At 65.6% G+C, this 24797-nt stretch carries 26 protein-coding genes and 1 tRNA gene; 7 read left to right on the forward strand and 20 right to left on the reverse strand.

The features are described from left to right. Positions 1–70: 70 nt before the first annotated feature. The 14 genes from GGQ98_RS07620 to GGQ98_RS07685 all read right to left on the reverse strand — a co-directional run bounded on the left by GGQ98_RS07620 (position 71) and on the right by GGQ98_RS07685 (position 12178). On the reverse strand, positions 71–535 hold the full coding sequence (locus GGQ98_RS07620; protein ID WP_184067463.1) for a hypothetical protein: 465 nt from the start codon (positions 533–535) through the stop codon (positions 71–73). Beyond that, positions 532–1242: a type II secretion system protein N gene (gspN, locus tag GGQ98_RS07625; RefSeq protein ID WP_184067467.1), complete on the reverse strand. Its 711-nt coding sequence runs from the start codon at positions 1240–1242 to the stop codon at positions 532–534. The genes GGQ98_RS07620 and gspN overlap by 4 nt, the downstream gene beginning before the upstream one ends. Continuing rightward, positions 1239–1712, reverse strand: a complete 474-nt coding sequence (gene gspM / locus GGQ98_RS07630) for a type II secretion system protein GspM (RefSeq protein WP_184067470.1) — start codon at positions 1710–1712, stop codon at positions 1239–1241. The genes gspN and gspM overlap by 4 nt, the downstream gene beginning before the upstream one ends. Continuing rightward, a complete protein-coding gene (gspL, locus tag GGQ98_RS07635) occupies positions 1712–2803 on the reverse strand; it encodes a type II secretion system protein GspL (protein ID WP_184067473.1) in 1092 nt (363 codons plus the stop codon). Before gspL ends, gspM begins: the two co-directional genes overlap by 1 nt. Continuing rightward, positions 2800–3774, reverse strand: a complete 975-nt coding sequence (gspK, locus tag GGQ98_RS07640; protein WP_184067476.1) for a type II secretion system minor pseudopilin GspK — start codon at positions 3772–3774, stop codon at positions 2800–2802. The genes gspL and gspK overlap by 4 nt, the downstream gene beginning before the upstream one ends. A gap of 8 nt (positions 3775–3782) precedes the next feature. Then, positions 3783–4397 (reverse strand): type II secretion system minor pseudopilin GspJ, encoded by a 615-nt coding sequence (gspJ, locus tag GGQ98_RS07645; RefSeq protein WP_184067480.1) that lies wholly within the window; start codon positions 4395–4397, stop codon positions 3783–3785. After that, the gene (gspI, locus tag GGQ98_RS07650; RefSeq protein ID WP_184067484.1) at positions 4394–4759 is read right to left on the reverse strand and encodes a type II secretion system minor pseudopilin GspI; all 366 of its coding nucleotides are present in this window, start codon (positions 4757–4759) and stop codon (positions 4394–4396) included. The genes gspJ and gspI overlap by 4 nt, the downstream gene beginning before the upstream one ends. Then, positions 4746–5231, reverse strand: a complete 486-nt coding sequence (locus tag GGQ98_RS07655; protein WP_184067487.1) for a GspH/FimT family pseudopilin — start codon at positions 5229–5231, stop codon at positions 4746–4748. Before GGQ98_RS07655 ends, gspI begins: the two co-directional genes overlap by 14 nt. Beyond that, the gene (gene gspG, locus GGQ98_RS07660; protein ID WP_341534160.1) at positions 5203–5643 is read right to left on the reverse strand and encodes a type II secretion system major pseudopilin GspG; all 441 of its coding nucleotides are present in this window, start codon (positions 5641–5643) and stop codon (positions 5203–5205) included. Before gspG ends, GGQ98_RS07655 begins: the two co-directional genes overlap by 29 nt. 23 nt (positions 5644–5666) lie before the next feature. After that, complete coding sequence (gspF, locus tag GGQ98_RS07665; protein WP_184067490.1) at positions 5667–6890, reverse strand: type II secretion system inner membrane protein GspF; 1224 nt, start codon at positions 6888–6890, stop codon at positions 5667–5669. Then, on the reverse strand, positions 6877–8397 hold the full coding sequence (gene gspE / locus GGQ98_RS07670) for a type II secretion system ATPase GspE (RefSeq protein WP_184067494.1): 1521 nt from the start codon (positions 8395–8397) through the stop codon (positions 6877–6879). The genes gspF and gspE overlap by 14 nt, the downstream gene beginning before the upstream one ends. Positions 8398–8401: 4 nt before the next feature. Then, on the reverse strand, positions 8402–10411 hold the full coding sequence (gspD, locus tag GGQ98_RS07675) for a type II secretion system secretin GspD (protein WP_184067551.1): 2010 nt from the start codon (positions 10409–10411) through the stop codon (positions 8402–8404). Between the two features lie 47 nt (positions 10412–10458). Next, positions 10459–11241 carry a type II secretion system protein N gene (locus GGQ98_RS07680; protein WP_184067497.1) on the reverse strand — a complete coding sequence of 261 codons (783 nt, stop codon included), beginning with the start codon at positions 11239–11241 and terminating at the stop codon, positions 10459–10461. A gap of 103 nt (positions 11242–11344) precedes the next feature. Further along, positions 11345–12178 carry a prepilin peptidase gene (locus tag GGQ98_RS07685; protein ID WP_184067500.1) on the reverse strand — a complete coding sequence of 278 codons (834 nt, stop codon included), beginning with the start codon at positions 12176–12178 and terminating at the stop codon, positions 11345–11347. Positions 12179–12202: 24 nt separating this feature from the next. Between GGQ98_RS07685 and GGQ98_RS07690 the strand changes: the two genes are divergently transcribed. From GGQ98_RS07690 to GGQ98_RS07700, 3 genes are all read left to right on the forward strand, one after another. Next, positions 12203–12973, forward strand: coding sequence for a hypothetical protein (locus tag GGQ98_RS07690; protein ID WP_184067503.1), 771 nt, complete (start codon positions 12203–12205; stop codon positions 12971–12973). Between the two features lie 234 nt (positions 12974–13207). After that, the gene (locus GGQ98_RS07695; RefSeq protein WP_184067506.1) at positions 13208–14710 is read left to right on the forward strand and encodes a hypothetical protein; all 1503 of its coding nucleotides are present in this window, start codon (positions 13208–13210) and stop codon (positions 14708–14710) included. Positions 14711–14790: 80 nt separating this feature from the next. Next, positions 14791–17448: a TonB-dependent receptor domain-containing protein gene (locus tag GGQ98_RS07700; RefSeq protein WP_184067509.1), complete on the forward strand. Its 2658-nt coding sequence runs from the start codon at positions 14791–14793 to the stop codon at positions 17446–17448. A 52-nt stretch (positions 17449–17500) separates the two neighbouring features. On the opposite strand, the gene GGQ98_RS07705 is transcribed toward GGQ98_RS07700, so the two are convergent. The 6 genes from GGQ98_RS07705 to GGQ98_RS18795 form a co-directional block, all read right to left on the reverse strand. Continuing rightward, positions 17501–18094: a prolyl hydroxylase family protein gene (locus GGQ98_RS07705; RefSeq protein ID WP_184067512.1), complete on the reverse strand. Its 594-nt coding sequence runs from the start codon at positions 18092–18094 to the stop codon at positions 17501–17503. Positions 18095–18098: 4 nt separating this feature from the next. Then, positions 18099–18341, reverse strand: a complete 243-nt coding sequence (locus GGQ98_RS07710) for a DUF3297 family protein (protein ID WP_184067515.1) — start codon at positions 18339–18341, stop codon at positions 18099–18101. Between the two features lie 132 nt (positions 18342–18473). Next, entirely contained in the window at positions 18474–18998 is a 525-nt protein-coding gene (locus GGQ98_RS07715; protein WP_184067518.1) for a glycine zipper 2TM domain-containing protein, read from the reverse strand. Between the two features lie 169 nt (positions 18999–19167). Continuing rightward, positions 19168–21024, reverse strand: a complete 1857-nt coding sequence (gene cobT / locus GGQ98_RS07720; protein ID WP_184067521.1) for a cobaltochelatase subunit CobT — start codon at positions 21022–21024, stop codon at positions 19168–19170. Then, positions 21021–21965, reverse strand: coding sequence for a cobaltochelatase subunit CobS (gene cobS / locus GGQ98_RS07725; RefSeq protein WP_184067554.1), 945 nt, complete (start codon positions 21963–21965; stop codon positions 21021–21023). The genes cobT and cobS overlap by 4 nt, the downstream gene beginning before the upstream one ends. Before the next feature lie 42 nt (positions 21966–22007). Then, positions 22008–22742 (reverse strand): DnaJ domain-containing protein, encoded by a 735-nt coding sequence (locus GGQ98_RS18795; protein WP_341534161.1) that lies wholly within the window; start codon positions 22740–22742, stop codon positions 22008–22010. 27 nt (positions 22743–22769) lie between these two features. Here GGQ98_RS18795 and GGQ98_RS07735 point away from each other — a divergent pair, with 27 nt between their 5' ends. The 4 genes from GGQ98_RS07735 (at position 22770) to GGQ98_RS07745 (ending at position 24710) form a co-directional block, all read left to right on the forward strand. After that, positions 22770–23048 carry a BolA family protein gene (locus GGQ98_RS07735; protein ID WP_184067524.1) on the forward strand — a complete coding sequence of 93 codons (279 nt, stop codon included), beginning with the start codon at positions 22770–22772 and terminating at the stop codon, positions 23046–23048. A gap of 43 nt (positions 23049–23091) precedes the next feature. Beyond that, positions 23092–23167 (forward strand) — tRNA-Thr (locus GGQ98_RS07740). Between the two features lie 163 nt (positions 23168–23330). Further along, the gene (locus GGQ98_RS18920; RefSeq protein WP_424141354.1) at positions 23331–23522 is read left to right on the forward strand and encodes an Arm DNA-binding domain-containing protein; all 192 of its coding nucleotides are present in this window, start codon (positions 23331–23333) and stop codon (positions 23520–23522) included. A 237-nt stretch (positions 23523–23759) separates the two neighbouring features. Beyond that, on the forward strand, positions 23760–24710 hold the full coding sequence (locus GGQ98_RS07745) for an oligopeptide:H+ symporter (RefSeq protein WP_184067526.1): 951 nt from the start codon (positions 23760–23762) through the stop codon (positions 24708–24710). The last annotated feature ends 87 nt before the right edge of the window (positions 24711–24797 follow it).

The following is a 24797-nucleotide window of genomic DNA, read 5'->3' on the forward strand; positions in this document are numbered from 1 at the left end:
AAGTGGGAACCGGTTTTCCGCAAAAACGATGCGTCCACAAAGATTTAGAGCGGGCAGCGTGCTGCCCGCTCTAACGGCAGCCGATCAGGCCGAACACGGGGACCACGACGGAGCCGCTCGCGGACTGCCAGGTCAGCGTGCCTTCGGGAATGATCGCCCCCGAGAGAAGACCTTCGCGCTGCTCGATGCGGACTTCGATGACGAGGCTGCGCCCGGCGCCCGCGAAGCGCTGCAAAGGCGCGTGCCGGGCGATCGCATCGCCTTCCGACGACGTGCGCGCGAGCGCGATCACGTCTCCTGAATCGACAACACGCGCGCTGGGCGGCTCGTCCAGAATGTAGGCGATGCGGCGCGCAGGTTCGGTGCGCTGCCACAGCGCCATGCCGCACTGGCCCTGACCAAGATCCTGCGGCGGCAGTTCGGCGAGCGGGCGTTCGGCGGAAATGCTGGTTGCAGGCGGTCGCGGCGCCGGGCCGCGCGGCGCGCCGCACGCCGCAAAGGCGAGCACGCAGAGCAGGATCGCGGCGCGCGTCATTGCAGACGCCCCTCGCCGCGCAGCACGAGCGTGCCGCTTTCCTGAACGAAGCCCGCAGCGGCGAGCCCGGCATCGGTTGCGGGCGTTCCGGCGGCGACCTTGATTTCATACGTGTAGGCGGCATCGCCTGCGATATGCACGAAGAGGCTCGCGTCGCCTGCGGGCGTGCGTCCGGTGAGCGGCAGCAGCAGGCGCCCGTTCGCGCACGTCGCGGTGCCGGCAAGCGACATGCCGGAGGATTCCATGCGAACGTCGGCGGTCACGCCGCCCGACGCCGCGCGGCAGGTCTTGTCGGCGAAGGCGACGCTGAAATCCTGAAGCGCAAGCGTCGCGCCAAGACCCGGCACGAGCGGCGGCATCGGGATCGCGGCGGTGATACGTTCCGCCGCAAACGCGCCCGTCGCAGCGACAACCGCGCCCGTCGGTCCGCCTGTGCCTTCAACCGGCGCAAAGCGGAAGCGCGCCTTGCCGGTGAACAGCGCGAGCGGCGAGAGCGACACGCGCAGGTCGCCGAGCGGCGCATTTCCGAACCCGGCGCCTTCAGCGCGCCCGGCCCATATCGAACCCGACACGGCGCGCGCATGAAACCCTTGCGCGGGAAGCGAAGACAGCGAAAGCGCGAGCGCGAGCGGAAACATCAGCAGAAGACACAGCACCAGCGCGACCGCGAACACGAGGACGAGGCGGCGCGTCGACACCGCCGTCATGCCGGACCGTCCGAAAAACCGATCTGCGCGGAAACCGTGGAATCGTCGTTCCGCTGAACAAGCACCCGATCGGCAACGACGCCATCGGCTTCCAGCCCGGCGATCCAGCCGAACAGGAAGGTCGGTTTCACCGCTGCGATGCTGACCAGAACGCCGCTTTCCTCCGGCTGGGTCGCGCTGAACTCGAGTCCTGCAGCGCTTGCGGAGGCGGCAATCTGTTCGCGGATGTCCCTGCCCTCACCGCGCGCGGGCGCTGCACCCTCGGCAGCGATCCCGGCGGCGGCGGCGCGCACGGACGGCATCTGCGCGGCGATGCGGGAATGACGATCCGCCGCGCTTTCACGAAACGCCGCAAGCGGGCGCAGGATCGCGAGCCAGACAAGCATCGCGAGAAGGATCAGCTCCAGCACGGCAAGCAGCCGCTGCTCGCGCACGTCGCGCGCCTGCCACCATGTTAACGCTGTTTGCATCACAGCCGCGTGACCTCGATATCGATCCGCTGGCCGTTGTCGCCGCTGCGCGACGCGCCTTCGATCAGGTTCAATCCGTCGGTCGCCATCTGCTGCTTCATGGTATCGATCGTGGCCCCCATCGGCGCGATCAGCGTGGCGCGCATCGCGCCGCCGGGCTCGTAGCGCAGCGATTCGAGCCGGGTCGTGCCGCTGGCCTGCAGCGCGCCGAACAGCGAAGCCGCCATGCCCGTGAAACCGCCGCTCGATGCCGACGCTGCATAGCGTTGCTGAATCTGAAGCGCCGGATCGGTGATCGCGGTGCCCGGCAGCGCCTTGGCGGCGAGCACCTGCATCTCCGCCTCCATCGCGTTCGCAGCGAAGTGATGGCGCAGCGCGAGCGCGAGATCGGCGCCGAGCCATGCGGCGACGACGCCTGCGGCAAGCAGCGCCATGCGCCGGATATCCACCCGGCCGACTGCGCGCTGCGAAGCCTTGCGGAAGGCGCCCTGCCGCAGGTTGAGCGGCGTGTCGGGATAGGACGGAAGATCGAGAATATCGCGCAGGATGGGCCGCAGCGCGCGTCCGCCGATCAGCATTTCGGCAAGCCCGGCTTCGGTTTCCGTCGCAAGGTCCGGCGCGCGCACGATCAGCATATCACCCGAGCGGAGCGTGCTCACCGCATCGTCCGCCACCGGGAGCAGCAGGGGCGCGGGCACCACCTCGTCGGGATCGAGTCCATGATGCGCAAGCGCGGCAAGCCAGCCCGCCATCACGTCCCGGTCGACGATGCCGATGAGGCGCCTGCCGTCGGCTTCGGCCGCAGCGGCTGCGGCGACATGCTGGTCGGCAATCGGTGCGGCGACGAAATCAGCAGCCAGGTGGCGCGCGACCGCAGCGGCCTGCGCGGGCGAGGCTGCGGGAAGTTCGACCCAGTGCAGCGACACGGCGGTTCCCGGCACGACGGCGGTAACGCGCGTGTCCTCGTCGATCTGTGCCTCGTCGTCGTCGACGAGCAGCCCGGACGCGAGCGTACGCCCGTCCTCGCCCTGCGTGCGCCAGCGCAGGGCCGTTCCCGACGCGGGGATCAGAACGAAAAGGCGGCGGCTCATTCTTCTACGGTCCAGCGGCGCTCGGCGACGCGCGCTCGGTCGCGCGACACGTCGAGCAGCGCGGTTTCGGTGAGCGTGTAGCCGGAGAGATCGACATCGACCTCCAGGGCGAACCAGCGCGATACGAGCTTCACCTGATCGAGTTCCTCGCTTGCCGGTGACAAAGCGACGAGCGCGGGGTGTTCCCAGAAATCGAGAACATCCGTCCAGCCGCCGGCAGGACGGCTCGCCATCACCTGACGGGCCGCGTCGGGCGAGAGCCGCCCCGGAAGGATCATCGTCAAAAGCGGCGCCTGACTGGCCTCCAGCGTGTTGACGTTGATCGGTGAAAGTTCAGTTGTCGGCAAGGCGCACACCCAAGGTCTCACGACTTCATAGATTTCCGGCGTGATCCCCGCAACAGCGCGCAGTTCGCTGACTTCGGCGAGCAGCGTATTTCCGGTGCGATAGGCAGGCGAAAGCCGCATGTAGGCTTCATCCTCGCCGCCGAGCGGTAGCGGCGAGCTATCCCCGTCCACCCAGTCCGCGAGCGAAGCGGCGGCGCGCCGTGCCTCGGCATCGGAAATACCGAGCGTCGTCATCAGCGCGCTGAACTGCGCAATGCCGCGCGGCCTCGCCCGCAGCGTGGTGGGGCTTGCGCCGTCGGTAACGCTGTTGAGGTTGAAACAGTTGCCACCATCGGAAACGCGGGCGCGAATCGTTCCGGTGTCGTCGGGTGTCGGGAACGTGAACTCGCGGCCGTTCCAGCCGCCCGCAGGCATCCGCTCGCCCGCCATGCCGACGAGCGTTGCGATGCGTTCGAGCGCCATCACCTCGGCGCCGAGCACATAATAGCGCGCCTGCATCGCCACGCGGCTGTTGCCCGCCATGCGCACCGAGCGGTTGATCGTTTCAAGCGCAGTCGCGGTCAGCGCGCCCATCACCGCCACCAGCATCAGCACGGTGAGCAGCGCCATGCCGCGTTCGCGCATGCGCGGCTTCACAGCGGCACCTGCGTGAGGAAAAGCTGGCGGACGATGCCGAAACGCGCGGTCGTCGCATCGATGCGCACGGCAATGGGCAACATGGCGGGCTGAAGCGGATCCCAGGCCTCGCGCCAGTCGGCGGTGGCGGTGGCAGCGGCGGTGGTCGGGGGATCGGGCGCGGCGCGATAGGCGACCTCGACGCTGCTTACGCCCTTCGCCAGAACGGCGGGCTCGCCGAACGCGGCGCCGTCCACCATCGGCCGGGCACGGCGGACGACGGCGCCGTTTTCAAGTCGGTATTCGACATATTGCAGCGAAGCGCGCGGCGCGGCGCCGGGGTTTTCCCAGCCGCGCCGCACGAACGCGAACAGGCGACCGCTGCCGTCGGCGCCTTCGAACGCCGGGCGAACCTCCCCCGCCTCGCCGCGCGGCATACGCTCGGCGGCCTGCGCGAGATCGGCGCGGAGCGCGGCGCGCAGACGCTGCAAATCCTGTACCGACGCCGACACGTTGGACAGGCGGAGCTGCGCATCGGCGGAATTGCCGAGCACGACGACCGCAGCCCCCGCGAGCAGCGCGAACACGAAGAGCGCAACCAGCGTCTCGACAAGGGTGAAACCGTTCCTCACGGTGCCGCGACGCCGCGAAACGCGGTGAGATCGCCCGCCGCGCCGCTGGGGCCGCGCACGGCGACCGAGATGCGGATGAGGCGCGCGTTTTCGGTGCGGGCGACCTGCCGCGTCACCATCCAGTTCACCCCGGCGTTCACCACCGTGCCGCTGGTTTCGCCGAGCGCAGGCGGCTCGGGCTGGGTCAGCGCATCGACGACGGCATTCTCGGCGACGATATCGGCGAGCAGAACGTCTTCCACGCGCCCCGCCGTCATCGCGTTGGCGGCGCCCAGGCGAATGAGCGCGAGCACGGCGAGGCCGAGCACAGCCATCGCGACCATCACCTCGATCAGCGTGAAGCCCTGCTCACGCCCCCGCATCGACCCTCACCTCGCCCGAGCCGAGCACCCGAACAACGGCGCGGCGGTCGTCGTTCATCAGCGTCAGCGTCTGCGCCTCGCTCATGCCGACACTGTCGAAACCGATACGGATCTCGCCGTTTTCCGGGAGCAGAGGCACCGTGCCGCCGCGCCATGCGGCATCGGCCAGCGGCGCGTCGGCAAGCGGTTTCCACGTCTTGCCCTGCCGCTCGACAAAGCGGTAGCCGCGCGCATCGAGGATCGCCGACGTCCCCCTGTTCGCCAGAATGGCATGATCGCGCGCCGCGAGCAGGCGCGCGGCAAGCCGATCGCTCTCGCGCGCGAGCGTCGATTCCGAAGACGGCACGTTCACCGCGACCACCGCAGCCATGAGGCCGACGATCGCCAGCACCACCATCATCTCGACGAGGGTGAAGCCCCGGGAGCGCCCCGAAAGCCCCTCCCTAATTCTGCCAGTTGCCGATGTCGGCATCATCCCCCTCCCCGCCCGGCCTGCCGTCCGCGCCGAACGAAAAGATGTCGAAACGCCCGTAAGTGCCGGGGAACGCATATTGATAGGGATTGCCCCACGGGTCCGTCGGAAGCCGCTGCAGATACCCGCCGCTGCGATAGCGATCCGGCCGCGCGAGCGTGGCGGGCGGCGATACGAGTGCCTGGAGGCCGTCCTCGGTGCGCGGATAGGTCATGTTGTCGATGCGGTACATTTCCATCGCCTGGCCGATGAGGGCCACGTCGGCGCGCGCCTTTTCAACCATCGCACGGTCCTGGCTCGGCAGCACGTTGATGACCACGAACGTCGTGAGCAGCCCGATGATGGCGAGAACGACCATCAGCTCCACGAGCGTGAATCCGTTTTCGCGTGTCTTCTGTTGGGGCTTCTGCACGGGGAACCTCACTGGATGGCGACTTACTGAACGGCGATGGTGTCGAGCTGCAGGATCGGCAGCAGGATGGATAGCACGATCGTGGCGATGACGCCGCCCATGATGACGATGATGAGCGGTTCAAGCAGGCTGAGCGCGCTTTTCGTGAAGGCGTCGAACTCGCGCTCCATGTAATCGGCGGCGCGGCCGAGCATCTGCGCGAGCTTGCCGCTCGATTCGCCCGATGCGGTCATGTGGACGAGAAGCGGCGGAAAGATGCCGGTGCGCCGCATCGATCCCGACAGGCTGCCGCCCTCGCGGATCGATTCGACCATGTCCTCGGTCGCGCCGCGCAGCACGCGGTTGCGGATGGTGCGCGAGGTGACGGCAAGGCCGTCGAGGATCGGCATGCCGTTGTCGACCATCGTCGAGAGCGTGCGCGCCAGCCGCGCGGCATGAAGATCGCGGAGCAGACGGCCGATGAGAGGGATGCCGAGCAGGCGGCGATCGACCTTCATGTGGAAATCCTCGCGCTGCATCATCCGTCCGAAGACGACGACGCCGACCCCCAGAAGCACGAGCACGATGAGGCCGTAGCCGGTCATGAATTCGGAAATGCCGATGACGATGCGCGTGAGCAGCGGCAGTTCCTGCCCCATGTCGTTGAACTGCTCGACGACCTTGGGGATCACATAGGTCATCATGCCGATGACGATGAGCAGCGCGACGAGCGCAAGCATCGCGGGGTACGCGAGCGCGGTGAGGATCTTGCCGCGCACCTCGGCCTGCCGTTCGTGAAGGTCGGCGAGGCGTTCGAGGATTTCGGTCATGCCGCCGGAACCTTCGCCCGCCGCGACCATCGCGCGGTAGAGCGGCGGGAAGCTCGCGGGTTCGAGCGCCATCGCATCGGCGAGGCGCCGGCCTTCGACGACGCCGCCGTGGACGCGCCAGACGATATCGGCGACCTTCTTCTGCTCAGACTGCATGGCGATCGAACGCAGCGCTTCTTCAAGCGGCGACACGGAAATAAGCGTAGCGAGCTGGCGCGTGAAAAGTGTCAGCGCCTTGGTGGAAAGTTTACGGCGATTGAACCCGGCGGCGAGTGCGGGCGAGGATCCAGAACGTGTCTCCGCCGCCGCGCCGAGACGGACGGGGAGCAGCTTGCGACGCTCCAGCAGCGTGCGCGCATCGGTCTCGCTGGCCGCGCTCAGCGATCCCGTGCGCTCGCGGCCCGCCGTATCGAGCGCGAGATACTCAAAGGTCGGCATTAACCGTCGAATCCCGGCGCATGATCCGCACCGCCTCTTCAACCGTGGTCTTGCCGTCGACCACAAGACGGCGCACCGCCGCCGCGATGTTGGGCGCGCGCACGAACGCCTGCCGCGCGATCACCGCCTCGTCCGCGCCCGAGAGGATTAGCTGGCGGATATCCTCGTCGATCCGCACCGCTTCATAGACACCGATGCGACCACGAAAGCCGGTGTTGGCGCACGCCGGGCAGCCGACCGCATGGCGAATGACGACGCCCGCGTCGAGGCCGAGCGGCGCGGCATCCGCCGCGCTCGCCTGCACCGGCTGCGCGCAGACGCTGCACAGCCGCCGCACCAGCCGCTGCGCGACGACGAGGCGCAGCGACGAGGCGAGCAGGAAGGTTTCGACGCCGAGATCCTTGAGGCGCGTGATCGCGCCGACGGCATCGTTGGTGTGAACCGTGGACAGCACGAGGTGGCCGGTGAGCGAGGCCTGCACGGCGATGTCCGCGGTTTCGGAATCGCGAACTTCGCCGACCATCACCACGTCCGGGTCTTGCCGGAGGATGGCGCGCAGGCCGCCCGCGAAGGTCATGCCGACCTTGGTGTTCACCTGCGTCTGGCCCACGCCCTCGATGGCGTATTCGATCGGGTCTTCGACCGTCAGGATGTTGCGCGTGCCGTCGTTCAGCATCCGCAGCCCCGAATAGAGCGTCGTCGTCTTGCCCGAGCCTGTAGGGCCGGTGACGAGGATGATGCCGTGCGGCTCTTTCAGCGCCTCGGAAACGATGCGGAGCAGATCGGCGGGCATGCCGAGGTCTTCAAGACCAAGTTCGGCCTGTTCCTTGTCGAGGATGCGCAGCACGACGCGCTCGCCGTGGCGCGACGGCAGCGTCGAGACGCGCACGTCGAGCGCGCGTCCGCCGAGCGAAAGCCCGATGCGCCCGTCCTGCGGCAGGCGGCGCTCGGCGATATCGAGGCGTGCCATCACCTTGATGCGGCTGACGACGAGCGGCGCGACCTTGGCGGGCAGGCGCAGCGCCTCGCGCAGCACGCCGTCGACGCGCAGGCGGACGATCAGCGAGGTTTCGTAAGGCTCGACGTGGATGTCCGACGCGCCCTGTCGCACCGCTTCGGCGATAACGCCGTTGATGAGGCGGATGACGGGGGCGTCGTCCTGCGTATCGAGAAGGTCTTCGGCCGCCGGAATATCCTCGGCGAGCGCGCCCAGATCACCGACCTCGTCGAGCCGGTCGGAGACCTGTTCGGCGCTGAGGCCATCGGTTGCGTAGCGTTCCTGAAGCAGCCCTTCGAAGGTCCGGCGCGGGATGAAGCGCACGACGATGGGGCGCCCGAGAATGCGCCGCACCTCGGTGAGCGCGCGCGGATCGTCGCCTTCGCGAAGGCCGATCCCGATCTCCGCGCCTTCGCTTTCCAGCACGATCACGCCGAAGCGCTTGGCGAAGGCATAGGGGATCTGCGGCGAGCGCCCCGAGGGCAGCGGTGCGGCATCGGCGGCCGTCATGATCCTACTCCGATGGCGGGACGGGCTGCGGCGCGACCGGAGGCGCGGCGCCCATGTAATCGCGCACCAGAGCGTCGAGCGAGGGTTCCTGCTTGGGATAGCGCTCCCGCTGCATTTCACGCGCATAATTGTAGCGGCGGGCGCTGATCGCCTGCGCGTCCTGCCGGTTGCGGACGATCGTGGGGCGGATGAAGACCATCAGGTTGGTCTTCGTGCGGCTGCGCGAGCGGCTGGTGAACAGTTCGCCGAGCACGGGGATGTCGCCGAGCAGCGGCACCTTCTCGATCGTGCGGCGTTCGTTTTCATCGATCAGACCGCCGAGCGCGATGATATCGCCGTCGTCGACGGTGACGGTCGTTTCGATCTCGCGCTTGTTGATGATGAGGTCCGAAGACCCCGTCGCCACGGGCCCCGCGATCGAGGAGACTTCCTGGCGCAGAAACAGTTTGATCGAACCGCCCGCATTGATCTGCGGCTTCACCTCGAGCTGCACGCCCACATCCTGCCGCTGCACGGTACGGAAGGCGTTGTCGAAGTTGGGCGACAGCGCCTCGCCCGTGGTCATCGGCACTTCCTGGCCCACGAGGATACGCGCTTCGCGGTTGTCGAGCGTCATGATCGAGGGCGTCGACAGCACGTTGGAGGCGGTATCGGATTTCACCGCGTTGATCACCGCGCCGAACAGTGCGTCATTGCCGATCTCGCCGCCGAAACCGAACAGCGAGCCGGTGACGCCCAGAAGCGAATTGACCGCCGCCTGTTCAAGCGCATCGCCGGCAGCCGACGAGGTGCGGCCCGTCGTGGTGACGCCGTCGCTTGTCGTTGTCTGTGTCCTGTCGAGATCGCGCGCACCGATGGCTCCTGCTATTGCAAGCAGATTGGGCGCGCTGTTTGAATAATTTGTGACAGCGAAGGGAACGCTGCTGCCGCTTGTGCCCGCCAGCAGGAACTGCACGCCGAGTTGCTTGGCCGCGTTGTCGGAAATCTCCACGATGATCGCTTCGACGAGCACCTGCTCCTGCCGCACGTCGAGCCTGCGAATCACTTCGCTGAGCGAGCGCTGCACATCGGGCGGCGCGGAAATGACGAGCGCGTTCGCGCCTTCGTAGCGCGCGATGACGGCCCGGCCCGGACCGGGAGGCGCGCTGCCCGCGGGCGTCGTCGAAACGCTGGCCGCCGCATTCGCCATCTGGCCGTTTTCGCCGGATTGCGGCGTGCTGTTCACCACGGTGACCTGCACCTGCTGCCCGGCGATCTGCTGAAGCACGGGAAGCAGCGCACCGGCATCGGCGTTGTTCAGGAACACGACCTGTATGTCCGTGCCCGAGGACGCGCGCTTGTCGAGATCGGTGACGATCGCGGCCATGCGCGCCACCGCATCGGGATCGCCGCGAAGGATGACGCTGTTCGAGCTGTCGACGGCGATCACGGAGACCGCGCCCGCGCCCTCTGCCCCGCCCGCCGCGCGCGACACCGATTCGATCGCCGCGGCGATCTCGCGCGCGCCGGCGTTGTCGAGCGTGAGCAGCCGCATCGTGGTGCGGTCGCGGTCAATTTCCTTCAGAACCGACCGCACGCGCGCCAGATTGTCGGCGTAGTCGGCGATAACGACGGCGCTGCCGGTCTTGCTCGCGGTGATCTGCCCCTGCGCGCTCACGAGCGGGCGCAGCGCCTCGATCGCGGACTGCGTATCGATCGATTTCAGGTCGATGACCTGCGTGACGAAGCTGCTGCTGCCGCCGCGCGAGGGCTGCTGCGCGGCGTTTGCCGCCGGGGCGATGCGGAACGCGCCGCCGTCCGTGGGAATCGCGATGAAGCCGTTCGCGCGCAGCGTCGAGAGGAACACTTCGAAATACTGCGTGCGCGAGAGCGGCCGGTCGGCGACGACCGACACCTTCCCCTGCACGGCGGGATCGATGATGAAGGTCCGCCCCGTGGTGCGGGCGACATCTTCGATATAGGCGCGGATATCGGCATCGCGCAGGTTGATGACCTGCTGCGCGGGCGCCGGCATGGCGAATGCAAGCGCAAGCGCCGCGCCAAGCAGGAAGCGGCCAGCCTTCACTGAACGATCTCGAACGTCACAGACTGCACCTCGGCCCCGCGCCTGATTTCCAGCACCGCGACATCGCTGTCGCCGATGAGGTTCGCGATGCCTCCGGGCGGCGTTTCCGAATCGATTCGCACGCCGTTCACCGAAAGCAGCACATCGCCGGTCTTTAGCCCGATTTCGTTAAACAATCCGCCACTTCCGATGGGCTTCAGCGCGAGCCCATCCACCTGGTTGCCCTTGCGCACCAGTTCGCCCGTGATTTCGGCCCCGACCCGCTCCAGCGGGATCTGCGGCGGCGGCGCAGCGGCGTCGACCGGCGCGGGCGATACGGCGCGTGCAGGCACGGACTGATCGAGGAACAACTGTTCGAGCGCGCCGCTGCGGCGCACCGTGACGCTGTCGAACGCCACGCCGTGCAGAATGACGCCCGGCATGATTTCCTCGCCGACGAGGAAGCTGCGCTGCGTCCCGTCCACACCGATGATCGCCGAGCCCCGCCCGCTGACGTTATCGACGCGCGTGCCGTAAAGATCGATGGCGAGATCGGAAACGACCGCAGGGCCGCCGTCGAGCATCTGGAAGAACGGATCGAATCGGCCGAGCACGGCGAGATCGGATTTTGCCGCAACGGCCTGCGGCGGCGGCGAACCGATCGGGCCGATCGGCGCAAGCAGCGCCCACACCAGCCGCGCGGTCGCCAGGGCAAGCAGAAGCGCCAGCAGAACCTGCGCTGCTGCAACGAGATCGCGGGCGCTTACGCGCTGCAACCATTGCCTGTCAGTGAACCCCATTGCGTCCGGCCCGCCTTCACGAAATCGCCCCGCTAGGGAGTTAGCATGTCAGTTTGATGACGGCGAGCGCCATCGCGTCTCATATCGGGACATTGCGACACGCCTATAGCAACGCCAGCGGAACGATGGGAGCACGCGCCGCCGCCGCCCACACAGCGATCGCCGCAATTGCAAGGCAGGCGCCGAGCGGAAGCCGCGTCGCAGGGCCCACATCCGCGCCGCGCAGCTTCCAGATTACAATGAGTCCGAACCCCGCGAGCGAACCGACGATCAGAACGAAGGGCAGCGCTTGCCAGCCCATCCACACCCCGATGCCGCCCAGCAGCAGGGGGTCGCCGCCGCCGATCCCCTCACGCCCGCGCAGCAGGCGATATCCGATCCGCACCGCTTCGAGGCCGAGAAACCCCGCCGCGCCGCCCGCGAGCGACGCCGCCACGTCCCCGCGCGTGATGAACAGGGCCACGATGCCCGTGAAGGCGAGGAGCGCGGTGAGACGCTGCGGCAGCCAGTAGTGCCGAAGGTCGAGCGCGGCGAGCAGCAGCAGCAGCCATCCGAACACCGCCCACACGAGATCGGCAGGCGTTCGGGCAAGCAGCACGGCGAGCAGCCCGACGATCCCCGCGAGCAGTTCCATGACCCACGTGGACGCGGGAATCGCAGCGCTGCAGCCCCGGCACCGGCCGCGCAGCGCCAGGAAAGACGCGATCGGCACAAGCTCCAGCGGACCGAGAATACGTCCGCACGTGTCGCACTGCGAACGCCCGCCGACGATGGTACGCCGTAGCGGCAGGCGCGCCGCGACAAGCGCCATAAAGCTGCCGGCGATCGTTCCGGCCAGGAACCCGCACGCGAGGATCAGCCCCCCGGCTATTCCGCTCCCCGGCAACACAGCTCCGCCCTGCCCCTTCCGCGACCGCCCGTGTCGCAAATCTGTCATGTCTCCGGCCTAACCGGCCTTTTCGTGGCTATCACAATTCCCCGGAGGCTCAACCCCAGAGCCGTTTCGCTGGCGCTGCTTGCCGCCGGCGGCGCAGGCGCGCTTGCGATCTGGGCTTCGCGCGACACGCCACCACCCTCCCCGCCGCCGATGCCCGCGACCGTTGCCCTGCCTATCGCTACGCCGCAACCGCTGCCGCCCGTGCCGTCACTCACTCCGGCGGACGTGGCGGAGGTGCGCGTCTACGGAACGCTGGGGAATGCCGCGATCGTCTCGGTCGGCGGCAAAGCACAGCAACGCGTCGCGGTCGGCCGTCAACTGTTGCCCGGCATCACGATCGAGAGCACCGCGCCCGGCCACATCATCGTTACGCGCGGCGGCGCGCGACTGAAGCTGCCGCTGCTCACCTTCGATGGCACCGCCCCCGCAGCGCAGGCCGTAACGGGCCCAGAAGCATCCGCGTTGCCCAAGCCGTCGGCCAGCGCCGTTCCGACTCTCTCAAGAGGGCCCTACACCGGCGAGGCGAACATGCGGAAGCAGACGATTGCTTTTCAGCTCGGCCTCGTCCGCCGGGCTGACGCCCCCGGCTTCACCGTTCGACGTCTCTCCACCATGCCGCTCCTTGCTCGCGCCGGGCTACGCGATGGTGACACCATCGTCGCGGTGAACGACGGCCACTTCACCATGGAACGCCTTCTCGAGCTCGCATACGATGTCGGGCATTCCACGCATATGCGGATCAGCTTTGAAAGAGATGGAACCCTGCACACCGCAGCAATCAATCTGAAGGATTGATGGACAGGGCTACGCGCTTACGAACAGCATAAAACATTACAATTTTATTGCAGAATTTTGTAAGTAATTTTTCAAAATCATTAAATAAAAAATCCCGATAACACATGACTATATTACCTATTTTCTGTAATATTTTCGCCATGCAACGGACCTAGGCGTCCTTCCAAGACGCTCGGCACGGTTTTCAGATTCGCCGGACGTCCCCGTTTCAAAGGACACAAGGGGATTTCTAAAATGAAGCATCTGCGTTCCGCACTCCTGTTCGGCACGGCCCTTGCGCTGGGCGCTTGCGGCGCCGACGATGTCGCGTCGCCGGGTGAAGGCGTAATTGTCGTCCCGACACCAACGCCTACCCCCACGCCGACGCCGACACCGACACCGACGCCCACACCGACCCCCACGCCGACACCGGCGTCATGCCCCACCGGAACGGCCGATGTCGGCAGCGTCGCAGGGCAGAAGAACTGCCAGATTTCAGGCGTCATCACCGGCAATCTCGTGCTCGAAAAAATTCCCGGCGTCGTCTATTCGCTCTCCGGTCGCGTGGACGTGGGTCAAGACGTCGGCGGCGACGGTACGGCTCCGGGCGGGGCTCAGGGCATTCTGACCATCCGTCCCGGCGTGGTCGTCATGGGCTCGTCGGGCGCCGACTTCCTGCTGGTCAACCGCGGTTCGCAGCTCTTCGCCGAAGGCGAAGCGGACGAACCCATCATCTTCACCAGCCGTCAGAACGTGGAAGGCACCACCACGGACGCCAATATCGGTCAATGGGGCGGCATCGTTCTGCTCGGCCGCGCACCGATCAGCGATTGCAACGCACCGGGCGCCATCGGCGGCACGGCCAACTGCCAGGCGGAAATCGAAGGCACCAGCGGCGGTCTTTACGGCGGCGCGCTGCCCAACGACAACACCGGCCGCCTGAAGTACATTCAGGTGCGCTACGCCGGCTTCGAGGTTGCCCCCGGCAACGAGCTGAACGGCATCACCCTCGGCGGCGTCGGCCTCGGGACGACGTTCGAGAACATCCAGGTGCACAACGGATCGGATGACGGCATCGAATGGTTCGGCGGCACGGTCAACGGCCGACATCTCGTCGTGACCGGCGCGGACGATGACAGCATCGACACCGACCTCGGCTTCAAGGGCCACCTCCAGTTCGTTATCGTCGTGCAGCGCGCCGGCGGTGGCGACAAGGTCATCGAATCGGACAGCAACGGCAACGAAGACGCCACGCCGCGCCAGCACACGCGCATTTCCAACTTCACGTTCGTGACCCGTCCGGGCACCACGAGCATCCACCTGCGCGGCGGCACGGACTTCACGCTGCTGAACGGCGTCGTAACCGGCGGCAACTTCTGCCTCGACATCGATAGCAACACCACCATGCAGGCCGCCGGCGCGGCTGATGAAGAAGTCGGCCCGCCCCGCTTCGAATCGGTGTTCTTCTCGTGCCCGACGGCAGTCGAGGACGACGGCAACATCACCGTTGCGGCAACCGAGGCGCTGCTCACGTCTGGCACGAACAACACGCTCAACGGCACGTCCACGCTCCAGAGCACGTTCATCAACGGGGCGAACGAAAATGCGGTCACCGCCTTCGATGCCTCGACGATCAGTTCGTACTTCGTGAACACCAGCTACATCGGTGCCGTGCAGAACGCGTCCGACACCTGGTACGCGGGCTGGACCTGCGGCCTGAACGGTCAACCGTCCTGCACTGTGGTGTCCTTCGACTGATCCCAGTTCGACAAGCTGGGCGGCGGCGTGAAAGGCGCCGCCGCCCTCCTGTTTTCCATCGAACGCCCGAAAGGCCTGCCATGAACCGGATATCGTCCCTCGGCGCGCTGCTGCTTTCAAGCGCCCTTGTTTCACCGTTGGTTTCCACATCAGCCTGGGCGCAGGACGAAAGCCAGGAACGCAGCGAAGCGCCGGTGGATATCTCCGCGCCGGGCGTCAGCGTCTCCGACGAGGTGATCGTCGTGCAGGGCCGCTACATCCCCGAGACGATCCGCGCGACATCCGAAGTCATCAGCGTGCTTTCCGCAGCCGAAATCGCCCGCACAGGTGACGGCGACATCGCGGGCGCGCTGCAGCGTGTTACCGGCCTCAGCCTCGTCGGCGGACGCTTCGTCTATGTGCGCGGCCTCGGCGAACGCTACTCGCTCGCGCTGCTGAACGGCCTTCCCCTGCCCTCGCCCGAGCCGCTGCGCCGCGTCGTGCCGCTCGACATCTTTCCAACCGAAATCATCGCGAGTTCGGTCGTCCAGAAAAGCTACTCCGCGAACTATCCGGGCGAATTCGGCGGCGGCGTCATCAACCTGACGACAGCGGCGATCCCTGAAGAGAGCTTCCTGAAGATCGGGGGCAGTCTCAGCGGTGACAGCGAGACGACCTTCGAAACCGGCTACACGTATTACGGCAGCCAGACCGACTGGACCGGCTTCGACAACGGTACGCGCGACATGCCTCGCGGCCTGAAAACGGCGCTGAACAGCGGACAGGCGTTCCCGACGCTGAGCGTTGCGGAACGGCAGGCATTTGCCGCCAGCCTCGTCAATGCGCCGACAACGCTCGTTCAGCGCAACCACGACATTCCGCTGAACGGCGCGCTCGACATCAGCGCGGGACTGTCGCTCGATATCGGCAGCGATCGGCTGGGTGTCATCGCCGCGTTCGGCTGGGACAACGCCTGGGAAACCCGCGGCGGTCTCAACCAGCGCACGGCCGGCCTTGCCGCCGATGGTGAAGGCGGACAGACGATCTATCCGAATTCCGACTTCCGTTTCATGTCGACGGAAAACCGGATCGTCGTCCATGGCCTGCTCGGCCTCGGCTACTCCTTCGGCGAGCACACGCTGCGCTGGACCAACCTTTATATTCGCGACACCGTGAAGGAAGCGCGCATCGAGGACGGTGTCGACGATCTCAACGTCGGGTCCGACCGACTGAACCGCAGCTACACCAGCTGGTTCGAACGCCAGCTCATCGACACGCAGATCGTCGGTGAATTCAAGTTCGGAGACGTCGCGCTCGACGTTCGCGGCACTTATGCGAACACCCAGCGCGAAGCACCCTACGAACGCACGTTCAGCTATCGTTTCGATCCGTCCGTGGGCGATTTCACGAACAATCTCGGGGGCCAGGGGCGCGATGCCACCATCGCTTTCAGCGACCTCAGCGAAGATGTGTGGGCGGGCTCCGCGAACGTGTCGTGGAAAGCGCCGACTGCGCGTGATCTGACCCTTACCGCAGGTTACGCCTACACCGACACGACCCGCACCTCGACCCGTTACGATTTCCGCTATCGTCCGGTCACGAACCTGCCGCTCGCGGTTGCGCAGCAGCGTCCGGATTATCTGCTTTCGGACTACAACATCTATACCTACGGCATCGTGCTGAACGCGATTTCAGCCGATGACGCAGTGCGTTACGATGCGGGTCTCCGGGTCCACGCCGGATACGTTCAGGCCGAGACGGAACTGATGGACTTCCTGCGCGCGACTGTGGGCGTGCGCTACGAAACCGCCGACCAGTTCGTGCAGACTTTCGGAGCGAACCCTTACCGCCAACCGAACAACAACGATTACTGGCTGCCTGCGGCAACACTGACGTGGAACTTCACGGACGACATGCAGCTTCGGTTCGCTGCGTCGAAGACGATCGCGCGCCCGCAGTTCCGCGAGCTTTCGCCGATCCAGTACCGCGACACGGAATCGGAACGCCTGTTCATCGGCAACATCTACCTGACCGACAGCGAGCTTCTGAACCTCGAAGCGCGTTATGAATGGTACATGGGACGCAATGAGCGGTTCTCGGTTGCAGGCTTCTACAAGAAGATCGACAAGCCGGTGGAAGCGATCTCGCAAATCCGCACCGAAACGCTGATGACGACCTACGCGAACGCGCCTGAAGCGGTGCTGTACGGCGGCGAAATCGAGGTGCAGAAGTATTTCCCGCTTTCCGACATCTTCGGCGAGGGTTTCTTCTCGACACGTGATTTGCTGATTGCGACGAACTACACCTACACCCAGTCGCAGATCAATGTCGGCGCCGGCGATACGACGATTCCGCCCGATACGGCGGGTGTCGTCCGCCCGGCTTCCGACTATTTCCGCGACGGCACCCCGATGACGGGTCAGTCCGATCACATCGCCAACATCCAGATCGGCTTCGAAGACAGCGAATCCCTCTCGCAGCAGACGCTGATGCTCACCTACAGCAGCAAGCGCATCCTGAACCGCTTTACCTCGGACGGGCAGGCCATCGACTTCCTTGAAAATCCGGGCATTCGCCTCGACTTCGTGGCGCGTCAAGGCTTCACCCTCGCCGGCAAGGCTCTCGAATTCAAGTTCGAGGCCCGCAACCTCACGAAGCGCGGCTATTCCGACTATCAGGAATTCAACGGCGCGCGCATCGACCGAAACACATACGACGTCGGCCGTTCCTTCTCGCTGGGCCTCAGCGCAACATTCTGAAACCCCGGGTCAGACGACAAGGGCCTCGCACTGCGCGGGGCCCTTTTTCGTTTCATCCCCAGGGCCGCTCGCGAAACCATTTCGTGATGACGTATTTGGCGCCGCTGCGAACCTTCAACGCGGCGTGCAGCGTCGCGGGATTGGGCGTGCCGTCCGCGCGGCGGTTGTTCCACGCGAGCAGCTTGCCGGTTTCGGGCTGCACGATCTTGTCGATCACCTTGAAGCGCGTGGCGCCGCCTGCTGCAGGTTCGTTCAGATAGATCATCGCGGTCCACGTGCGCTGGCCGGGCACGGCGCAGTAGCGCGCGTAATCCGGCCCGCCGGGCTCGAAATAATCGGTATGCTGCTTGAATTCCTGCCCCACGCCGTAGCGCTGCCCCTGCAGGGGTTCCCCGAACGCCGCGTCGATGTCCATATAGGCGCAGATCTGCGCGTTGAGCGCCGCGACGACGGGATCGTTCCCGTCAAGGTCGCACGTCTCGCTGGTGCGATAGGCGGCATAGCCGAGATCGTCGGCGATTTCCGACGGGCGCCGCCGCGCGTCGATCCGCGCAACGATCTCCGCGCACGCCTCCGGGGCCAGAAAGCGCCTGCAAATATAAAGGTCGAGCTTCGGGCTCGGAACCTTCTGCGCGCCTTCCAGCATCGGCTCAGCTCCGCCAGTACGCCTCGACTTCGCCCTTCAGCGTGATGGTGAGCGGCTTGCCGCGCCGGTCCACCTTCTTGCCGAGCGCCGCACGGATCCAGCCTTCGCCCACGCTGTATTCCTCGACATCGGTGCGTTCGCGCCCCTTGAAGCGGATACCGACGCCGCGTTCCATCGCGGCTTCGCTGAAAAAGGGGCTGTCCGGGTCCGCGCTCAGGCGGTCGGGCGGGCTGTCGGTTTCGGTCATGCTCTGATCCTGCGGTTTCTTCGCCCGCTTGTTAGCCGGTTTTGCGCGAAATAAAAGAGCCGCCCGGCACAAGTCCGGGCGGCCCGTTCCGCCGGCGGCGATGGGGTTCAATGCGAACCGGCGGCGCGGCCTTTAGTAGCAGTAGCGGCGCTTGCTGCCGTTGTCGTCGATCTCGTGCCCGATAAGAGCGCCGAGACCCGCGCCGATCACGGTGCCGACGGTCTTGTCGCCGCGGCCCGCTACCGTGTTGCCGAGCACACCGCCCAGAACGCCGCCGATCAGCGTGCCTTCGATGTTGCTGTCCTTGCGGCAGCGATCGTAGCTCGAATAATGGCGGCCGCCCTTGCCGTACCAGCCGCCGCGATAATCGCTGGAGCTCTGGTAATACACCGGACGATAGCTGTTGTAGGTGCGGCGCCCGTCGTAGAAACGGCCCTCGCGATAACCTTCGCGGTAGGCCTGGCGATTGTCGCGGCGGTCGTCCCGGCGATCATACTTGCGCCCGTCGTTATATCCCTTGCGATAGGCTTTTCGGTCGTCGTGGCGGTCCTTCTGCCAATGCTTGCCGCCGCGATCCCAACGGTCGTTGTCGGCCATCGCAGGGGCGGCCGTCAGCATCGTCATCGCCGCAGCGGCCATCAGAATCTTGCTGAACATATCATCTCTCCACACTGTGCTCGCGGTCATCGGCGGGAGGGGAACACAGCCGCCGATGACCACGTGTGAAGATTGCGACTCGGCCCTTGAACGGCCTGTGAATGTGTCTGTCAGGTATCCGACAGACACGATGAACGGCTCATCGCACGGGAGGACGCACCGAACACCCTTAAGCCGCTCGCCGCTTCCGCCCCCTGCCCGCGCCTTCCTCCTCGAAGAGCTGCGCGAGCTGTTCGATGATCGTGCCGCCGAGTTGTTCGGCGTCCATGATGGTCACGGCGCGGTTGTAGTAGCGGGTCACGTCATGGCCGATGCCGATGGCGATGAGTTCCACGGATGAGCGGCCCTCGATCCACTTGATGACCTGCCGCAGGTGGCGTTCCAGGTAATTGCCGCTGTTCACCGACAGCGTGGAGTCGTCGACCGGCGCGCCGTCGGAGATCACCATCAGGATGCGCCGTTCCTCGGGCCGCGCGATCAGGCGGCTGTGCGCCCACAGCAGCGCCTCGCCATCGATGTTTTCCTTCAGCAGCCCCTCGCGCATCATCAGGCCGAGGTTCTTGCGCGCGCGGCGCCACGGCGCGTCGGCCGTCTTGTAGATGATGTGGCGCAGGTCGTTCAGGCGCCCCGGCTTCTGGGGGCGGCCGTCGGCGAGCCACTGTTCGCGGCTCTGCCCGCCCTTCCACGCCCGCGTCGTGAAGCCCAAAATCTCGACCTTCACCGCGCAGCGTTCCAGCGTGCGCGCGAGGATATCCGCGCAGATCGCCGCAATGGAGATGGGGCGGCCGCGCATCGAGCCTGAATTGTCGATCAGCAGCGTCACCACCGTGTCGCGGAAATCCGTGTCGCGCTCGATCTTGTAGCTGAGCGCGTGCTCGGGGTTCACGACCACGCGGGTGAGGCGCGCGGGATCGAGCAGGCCCTCTTCCTGATCGAAGTCCCACGCGCGGTTCTGCTGCGCCATCAGGCGGCGCTGCAGGCGGTTGGCGAGCTTCGTCACCGCGCCCTGCAGATGCACGAGCTGCTGATCGAGATAGCCGCGCAGGCGCGTCAGTTCCTCGGCGTCGCAAAGCTCCTCGGCGGTCAGCACCTCGTCGAACTTCGCGGTAAAGGCGTGATAGTCGAAGTCGGGCGACAGATCGTTGGTCGGCGTGTTCGGGCGCCACGGCACGACGCCCTCGTCGCCGTCTTCGGCCATGTCGGCGTCGGACATCGCGTCGCTGTCCATCTCGGCGGACTGGCTGGTTTCCTGATCGCCCGTCTCACCCTCTTCGGCGCGGGTGTCCATGCTGGAATCCTGCCCGGCGGAGCCTTCGTCCTCGCCCTCGTCGCTGTCGCCTTCGTTCTGCTGCTCGTCCTCGCCGCTTTCCTGATCGTCCTGCTCGGGCTCCTCGCCCCGGTCGTCGCCGAGGCCGAGATCGGCCAGAATGCGGCGCGTGAGCGAGGCGAAGCGCGCCTGATCGTCAAGATTGGCGGCAAGGTCGTCGAGATGCGCGCCGGCCTTCTCTTCGATCCAGTCGCGCACGTGCGAGAGCCCCGCGTCGGCGATGGCGGGGGAAGGCTCACCCGTCAGCCGTTCACGCGCGATCATGCCGACGGCGCTTGCAAGCGGCACCTCTTCAGCGTTGCGGGCGCGGATCAGCGGGTCCGCCTTCACGCGCGCCAGGTTCATCTGCGAAAGATTGACGGCGACGCCCGCCATGTCGCGGCCGCCGACCGCCTCCACCCGCGCCTGCTCGACGGCGTTGAACACGTCGCGCGGCACCCCTGCGGGCGGCTGGAGCGACGCATGACGCTTCGCATCGTGGTGACGGCGGCGCAGCGCGAAACTGTCCGCCCAGCCGCGCGCCTCCGCGACCTGATCGGCGGGAAGTCCGCGCGCCGGCTGAGGAACGCGCGCCTGATTGCCCGAAGCGCCGGGCTTGTCGGCCGTGTAGGTCAGATCGAACTCCGGCGTGTGCGCCATGGCGCGCAGCGTCGCCGCCAGCGCGTGCCGGAAATCCTCGATCCTGTTGTCCTTGCTCACGCCTTCTTCGCGATGCTCTCCGGCAACTCCTCGCCGAAGACGCGCTGGTAGTATTCGGCAACGATGCCGCGTTCGGCCTCGTCGCACTTGTTGAGGAAACTCACCCGGAACGCGAAGCCCATGTTGCCGAAGATCTCGGCGTTCTGCGCCCAGGTCAGCACCGTGCGCGGGCTCATCACCGTGGAGATGTCGCCGCCGATGAAGCCCTGCCGCGTCATGTCGGCCACCTTCACCATGTTGGCGATGGTCTTGGCCTCGAAGCCCTTCACCTTGGCCGAAACGATCGCCGCCTCGGTCTCGGCGGGCAGATAGTTCAGCGTCGTCACGATGCTCCAGCGGTCCATCTGGCCCTGGTTGATCTGCTGCGTGCCGTGATAGAGCCCGGTCGTGTCGCCGAGGCCGACCGTGTTCGAGGTCGCGAACAGCCGGAAGAACGGGTTGGGGCGGATCACGCGATTCTGGTCGAGCAGCGTCAGCTTGCCCTCCACCTCGAGCACGCGCTGGATGACGAACATCACGTCCGGCCGGCCCGCGTCATACTCGTCGAACACCAGCGCTGTCGGCGTCTGCAGCGCCCACGGCAGCAGGCCCTCGCGGAACTCCGTCACCTGCTTGCCGTCGCGCAGCACGATCGCGTCCTTGCCGATCAGATCGATGCGGCTGATGTGCGAATCGAGATTGATGCGGATGCACGGCCAGTTCAGCCGCGCCGCCACCTGCTCGATGTGCGTAGACTTTCCGGTGCCGTGGTAGCCCTGGATCATCACGCGGCGGTTGAAGGCGAAACCGGCAAGAATCGCGAGCGTGGTGTCGGGATCGAACACATAGTCGGTGTCGAGGTCGGGCACACGCTCGTCAGCCTTTGAAAAGGCCGGGATTTTCATGTCCACGTCGATGCCGAACACCTGCCGCGCATCAACCTCCAGATCGGGCGTGTTCATAAGCGTGCCGTGCGGTTCATTGTCCTTCAGCTGCGTCGCCACTTAACTCTTCCTGCTCTTCTGTTCAGCCCCGAATGCCGGGCTTTCCTTAAGGTGCGTATAGGCATCGATCACGCGGCGCAACTCGGCTTCATGGGTGCGGTCCCCGCCGTTTGCGTCCGGGTGCAGCACCCGCACCTTCTCCTTGTAGCGCGCGCGGATGTCCGTGAAGCTCGCGTTTTCGTCAAGGTCGAGCGTGCGCAGCGCGTTCAGATCCGCCTTGTCCAGCACATGTCCGGCGCGCGCTTTCGGCGCTGCGAAACCGCCCATGCGTGCCCTCATCACGCCGATGGGATCGTCGAATCCGCCCGCGTAGGCGTTCGCCGCGAAGGCGCGCGTCTGTCGCTCCCATCCCGGCACGGCGTTTTTCACCCCGTCGTCCTCGAAGGAATAGGCCGCATTGAACGCCCGCACGTGATCGAGGCACAGGTATTTCCAGCCCGCAGACGTCCGGTTGGAAACCGGCGCGCGGAACTCGCCGGGCTGGTCGCAGCCGGGCTCTGCGCACAGGGCCGGGTCCGGCGCGTCAACGCGGCCGTGGAAGCGTTCGCGGGGTCTGCGGGGGGTCGTGATCGCGGCAATCCTGAATCGGGTTTTCAGCCTATATAGGAAGCCCGCGCCGCCATGGCAGCCACGAGCCGGATCGGAGAAAATTCTCTTTTGAGAAAAACCCCCGATCGTCCCAAGCTCGCGCCGGTTCTGGAAACGCCGCAGCGACGTCGCCTGACCGGCTGACACGCCGCCGAATTGCTGTATAAAGGCTGCATGTCCACCATCAGCGCCGAAATCGAACGCCGCCTCGCGGCGCTTCAGCCCCTCCACCTCGACGTCCGCAACGACAGCGACCGCCACCGCGGCCACGCCGGGCACGACGGCACAGGCGAGAGCCACTTCACCGTCAGCATCATCTCGGAAGCCTTTGTAGGCAAGTCGCGCGTGCAGCGCCAGCGCGCCGTCTACGCCGCGCTCGGCGACCTGATGGAAAGCATCCACGCCCTCGCAATCGCCGCCGCCGCACCGGGCGACCCTCTGCCGGAGCGCTGAAACGCTTGATTTGCACCGCCGACCGCAGCAATAGGGCGGGCGCGCCGGGTTAGCTCAGCTGGTAGAGCAACCGCCTTGTAAGCGGTAGGTCGTCGGTTCGAGTCCGACACCCGGCACCAGGAGCCCTTCCGCGGCGATCCATATTCGCTCGCAAGCCCTTCTAAAATAGAGTAAAATTGGACATCGGCCATCCACCGGTGTCCACTCCGATCCACCCCTTTCCGGGCGATTTGGGGGCCACGGTGGGGGCCACGAAACGGAAACAAAATCGGTGGCCCCCAAATGTCTCTGAAAGCCGCAGAAATCCGCGCCTCTCAGCCACGCAAAAATGCGTATAAAATGGCTGATGAAAGGGGTCTTTTTCTCCTGATTCAGCCCTCTGGAGCCCGCCTTTGGCGCCTGAAGTATCGCTTCCGGGGGTATGAAAAAAATAGGCACTCTGCAAACTGGCCTTGTGGCCTACCCAAACCCTGACTGACCCGCACCATCGGCAAAAACTGCTGGTAGCGTCAGAATTTATGGTTCGGTGTCCCTCGATCGCGTATGCCACAAGACTTGAAAGAGTGGCTGAACATAACGCCTTCGTTTACCGTCGAGCCATCGGGGATAAAGAGAGATAAATCGCAAATGCTAAACTTGCGACATGGCTGAACCAAGGGACATGAATGACCCCACCCCTATAAAGTCTTACACGGTTTGGGGGAAATTCAAGTGAAGTCGGCAGATCCGCCTGCATCGGCCCTCAATGTCGAACCGTATCGCGGCACCTCCCTCTTTCTGGGCCATCCTACCGGACTGGCATTCCTTGCTTTCACTGAGGCTTGGGAGCGATTTTCCTTCTACGGGATGTCCTCCTTGCTGCTCCTCTACATGATTCAATATCTCCTGACCCCGGACGTGGCGGCAAACGTCCACGGACTTGCGGCGGTCCGCGCGGGCGTCGAGGCCTTGGCCGGTCCGCTCTCGAACCAGGCATTCGCCAGTCAGTTGCTCGGACTCTATACAGCACTTGTGTATTTCACGCCGATATTGGGAGGACTGTTGGCCGATCGATGGATCGGACGCCGGGCGGCTGTGGTCGCCGGCGCGGCGATGATGGCAGGGGGCCATTTTCTAATGGCGTTCGACGCAAGCTTCATTCTGGCGCTGACGCTTATGATTGTCGGGACTGGCTGCCTGAAGGGCAACATCTCAAGCCAGATCGGCCTTCTGTATAACCAGGATGACGAGAGCCGCCGAACGCGCGCCTTCACGATTTTTTCGGCAGCCATTAACTTTGGCGCGCTGACCGGGCCAATCGCTTGCGGCATACTGGCCCAAGTTTACGGCTGGCATGCAGGCTTTGGAGCGGCCAGTGTCCTTATGGTTGTAGCACTCGCAACCTATTTGGCTGGCTGGCGGCATCTGCCCACCGAACCTGGCCGTGGTTCGGAGACGAAGCGGCAGGCATCTCTCAAGGTTGGAGATTGGCGGACCATCGCCGCGCTGACGGCCATCATGCTTATCACGATGTTTCCGATCGCCGCATACTATCAGGAATTCAACGCCGGACTCTTGTTCATTGAACATTCCGTAGATCGCAAACTTTGGGGCTTTACGGTGCCGACCGCAACATTCGTCGCGCTCGACGGATTTTTCTGCATCCTGTTGGTCCTGACGTGACCCCCTGATTTTCCTCCACGCGTGATTAGAGTCCGGCCCTGATGGAAGGACGGACGATGAAGCGACTGAGGTTTACGGAAGAGCAGA

It is taken from the genome of Sphingosinicella soli (genome assembly GCF_014199685.1).
Classification (GTDB): domain Bacteria; phylum Pseudomonadota; class Alphaproteobacteria; order Sphingomonadales; family Sphingomonadaceae; genus Sphingosinicella; species Sphingosinicella soli.